This is a genomic window from Phenylobacterium sp. (assembly GCF_020402505.1).
Classification (GTDB): Bacteria; Pseudomonadota; Alphaproteobacteria; order Caulobacterales; family Caulobacteraceae; genus Phenylobacterium.
Window position 1 is genome coordinate 1 of the sequence record NZ_JADBZL010000189.1, and the last position, 4,028, is coordinate 4,028.

Annotated in this window: 4 protein-coding genes; 2 read left to right on the forward strand and 2 right to left on the reverse strand. The window is 68.5% G+C overall.

Features of this window, described 5'->3' with window-relative positions; all coding sequences use genetic code 11:
- Together IM632_RS12870 and IM632_RS12875 are read right to left on the reverse strand one after the other, a co-directional pair.
- Positions 1–909, reverse strand: a 909-nt coding sequence (locus tag IM632_RS12870) for an argininosuccinate synthase (protein WP_296552421.1), incomplete at its 3' end; no start/stop codon positions are given.
- 70 nt (positions 910–979) lie between these two features.
- Complete coding sequence (locus IM632_RS12875) at positions 980–2,905, reverse strand: potassium transporter Kup (RefSeq protein WP_296552422.1); 1,926 nt, start codon at positions 2,903–2,905, stop codon at positions 980–982.
- 161 nt (positions 2,906–3,066) lie between these two features.
- Here IM632_RS12875 and IM632_RS12880 point away from each other — a divergent pair, with 161 nt between their 5' ends.
- On the forward strand, positions 3,067–3,633 hold the full coding sequence (locus IM632_RS12880; RefSeq protein ID WP_296484718.1) for a NifU family protein: 567 nt from the start codon (positions 3,067–3,069) through the stop codon (positions 3,631–3,633).
- 6 nt (positions 3,634–3,639) lie between these two features.
- A partial coding sequence (gene tsaB / locus IM632_RS12885) for a tRNA (adenosine(37)-N6)-threonylcarbamoyltransferase complex dimerization subunit type 1 TsaB (RefSeq protein ID WP_296552423.1) occupies positions 3,640–4,028 on the forward strand: 389 nt, incomplete at its 3' end.

Sequence of the window (4,028 nt, forward strand, 5' to 3'; positions counted from 1 at the left end):
CGAGCCCCGGTCGAGGGTGATGGACTCGATGCCCCTGTGGGCGGCCAGCAGGATGGTCCCGCCCGGGGTCTCGTAGACGCCCCGGGACTTCATGCCCACGAAGCGGTTCTCCACCAGGTCCAGGCGGCCGATCCCGTTGTCCCGGCCCAGTTCGTTGAGGCGGGTCAGCAGGGTCGCCGGGCTCATCCGCACGCCGTCGATGGCGACGGGGTCGCCGCCCTCGAAGTCCATGGTGATGACGGTCGGTTCGTCCGGGGCCGCCTCGGGCGAGATCGTGCGCATGTGCACGAATTCCGGGGGCTCCACCGCCGGGTCCTCAAGGACCTTGCCCTCCGAGGACGAGTGCAGGAGGTTGGCGTCGACGCTGAAGGGCGCCTCGCCGCGCTTGTCCTTGGTGATCTGGATCTGGTGCTTCTCGGCGAAGTCCAGCAGGGCCTCGCGGGACTTGAAGTCCCACTCCCGCCAGGGCGCGATCACGTGGATGTCGGGCTCCAGGGCGTAGTAGCCGAGCTCGAAGCGGACCTGGTCATTACCCTTTCCGGTTGCGCCGTGGCTGACGGCGTCGGCTCCGGTCTGGCGGGCGATATCGATCTGCTTCTTGGCGATCAGCGGCCGGGCGATGGAGGTGCCGAGCAGGTACTGGCCCTCATAGACCGTGTTGGCCCGGAACATGGGGAAGACATAGTCGCGGACGAATTCCTCGCGCACGTCCTCGATGAAGATGTTCTCGGGCTTGACCCCGGCGGCCAGGGCCTTGGCCCGCGCCGGCTCGATCTCCTCGCCCTGCCCCAGGTCGGCGGTGAAGGTCACGACCTCCGCCCCGTACTCGGTCTGCAGCCACTTCAGGATGATCGAGGTGTCGAGGCCGCCGGAATAGGCGAGGACGACTTTCTTGATGTCACGGGTCATGGCGGACGTTCCGGATGGGAGACGGGAAAGGAAGGGCCTCTAGCGGCGGACGGGCGGGGCGCGCAAGGCCTCAGACGGTGACCTGGGCGCCCATTTCGACGACGCGGCCGGGCGGAATCCGGAAGAAGTCCGTCGGGTTGGCGGCGTTGCGCATCAGGAAGATGAACAGCTTGTCCTGCCAGAGGGGCATGCCCGAGCTGGCGGAGGGCACCACCGAGCGACGGCCGAGGAAGAAGCTGGTGGCCATGATGTCGAACTTCAGACCCTGCTGGCGGCAGAGGGTCAGGGCCTTGGGAATGTTCGGGCTCTCCATGAAGCCATAGGTCACGGTCAGCTTCCGGAAGTCGTCGTTGAAGGGCTCGATCCGGATGCGATCCTCGTCGCGGACCCGGGGGGTCTGGGCGGTGATCACCGTCAGGATGATGTTGCGCTCGTGCAGCACCTTGTTGTGCTTCAGGTTGTGCATCAGGGCGACCGGGGCGACGTCGGGGTCGGAGGTCAGGAAGATGGCGGCGCCAGGGGCCCTGTGCGGCGGCCGGGCCTGCAGCATGCCGGAAAGCTCGGTGAGGGCCACCGAGTCCTGGCGGGTCTTCTCGGCCAGGATTCGCGTACCCCGGTGCCAGGTCCACATGATCACCACCATGAGCCCGCCCGCCGCCAGGGGCAGCCAGGCGCCCTGGGGCAGCTTGAGCAGGTTGGAGGAGAAGAACACCAGGTCCAGGGCGCCGAACCCGACCGCCGCCAGGATGGCGAGCCACAGGGGCTTCTTCCAGAGGTAGCGGATGATCACGAAGAACAGGAGGGTGTCGACGAACATCGAGCCCGTCACGGCGATGCCGTAGGCGGCGGCGAGGTTGGAGGAGGTCTGGAAGGTCACCAGCAGCAGGATCACGCCGATCATCAGGAAGGTGTTCACCTGGGGCACGTAGATCTGCCCGGCCTGGGTCTCGGAGGTGCGGCGGATGTCGATCCGCGGCAGCAGGCCCAGCTGAACCGCCTGCTGGGTCATGGAGAAGGCGCCGGTGATCACCGCCTGGCTGGCGATCACGCTGGCGGCCGTGGCCATCAGCAGGACCGGCCAGTAGACCAGGGTGGGCGCCATGCCGAAAAAGGGGTTCTCCCGCATCTCCGGGTGGGCCAGCACCATGGCGCCCTGGCCCAGGTAGTTCAGCAGCAGGGCCGGCAGCACCAGGACCAGCCAGCCGGCCTGGATCGGCGATTTCCCGAAATGCCCCATGTCGGCATACAGGGCCTCTGCGCCGGTGACGGCCAGGAAGACGCTGCCGAGGATGACGAAGCCCACGAACCCGTTGTTCAGCAGGAAGATCAGGCCGTAGTGCGGCAGAAGACCTCTCAGGACGTCGGGGCTGTCGAAGATGTGATAGAGGCCCAGTCCGCCCAGGATCAGGAACCAGGCGACCGTGATCGGCCCGAAGGCCCGGGCGATGCTCGCCGTGCCCCGGGACTGGACGAGGAAGAGCGTCACCAGGATGACGCCCGCGATGGGCAGGACCAGCCGTCCGAGCTCGGGACTCACCCCGGGGGCGTCCCGCAGCCCTTCCACCGCCCCCAGGACCGAGATGGCCGGGGTGATCACGCCGTCTCCAAAAAACAGGGCGGCGCCGACCATGCCCAGGAAGAGGACGGCGCCCGAGCGCACCGGAAGGGCGCGCTGCGCCAGGGCCATCAGGGCCAGGGTCCCGCCCTCGCCCTTGTTGTCGGCGCGCATGATCAGGGCGACGTATTTCAGCGTCACCACCAGGATCAGGGCCCAGGTGATGAGCGAGACCACGCCCAGGACCGAGAGCTCTGCAGGCACGTCCGCGCGTGAATGAGCCAGGGCCTCGCGCATGGCGTAGAGCGGGCTGGTGCCGATGTCGCCGAAGACGACCCCAACAGCGCCCAAGGCCAGGGCCATGAAACCCTCTGGCCGGCCATGATGGGCGTCTGCGGGCGCGGCAGGTGCGCCGCCGTTAGGCTCGGCCGGATCCGCCATGACTGTCCCCGAAGGATCTGCGTCCCGCCCAGAGGGCCCCATGCCGGCGGACGCGGGGGCGCGATACACCCTTTCCCTGGTGGGTTCAATGCGCGGGATCGGGGCGGGGGCGCGGTGACGGCGGTCTTGCGTCGTCGCCCGGGAACCGCCAAATCAACGCCATGTTCATTCAGACCGAAAACACGCCCAATCCCCAGGTCCTGAAGTTCCTGCCCGGCCGCACCGTGATGGAGGCCGGCTCGCAGGATTTCCGCGCGCCCGAAGAGGCTCAGGTCTCGCCTCTCGCCGCCGAGATCTTCGGCCTTGACGGGGTCAACCGCGTCTTCTTCGGCGCCGATTTCATCACCGTGGGCAAGCTCGCCTCTGCGGACTGGGATCACCTCAAGGCGCCGGTTCTGGCGGCCATCATGGACCACTTCACCTCCGGCCGTCCGCTGTTCGATGGCGCCGGCGCAGCGTCCGCAGACGAGGCCGTCTATGAGGGCGAGGCCGCTCAGGTGGTCGCCGAAATCCGTGAACTTCTCGACACCCGGATCCGCCCCGCCGTCGCCCGGGACGGCGGCGACATCCTCTTCGACCGGTTCGAGCCGGACAGCGGGACGGTCTGGCTGCACATGCGCGGCGCCTGCGCCGGATGCCCATCGTCCTCGGCCACCCTCAAGTCGGGCGTGGAGAACATGCTCAAGCACTATGTGCCCGAGGTGACGCGGGTCGAGCAGACCCTCTAGTCCCGCGTGCGGGTCCTCGCCATCGACACCTGTCTGGCGGCCTGCTCCGTTGCGGTCCTTGACGGCGAGCGGACGGCGGCCTGGGCTTCCGAGCCCATGGAGCGGGGTCACCAGGAGCGCCTCGCCCCCCTCGCCCGGGAGGTCATGGCGCGGTCCGGCCTCGCTTTCACGGACCTCGACCGCATCGCCGTCACCCTGGGCCCGGGCTCCTTCACGGGTCTGCGCGTGGGCCTGGCCTTCGCCAAGGGTCTGGGGCTGGCTCTGGAGCGCCCGGTGATCGGCCTGGGCTGCCTTGAGGTTCTGGCGGCGCCCTTCGCCGCCGCCCCCGGCCGGACCCTGGCCCTCCTTCCCGGACGGGGCGAAGCGGTCTGCAGCCAGGTCTTCGAGGGCGGGAC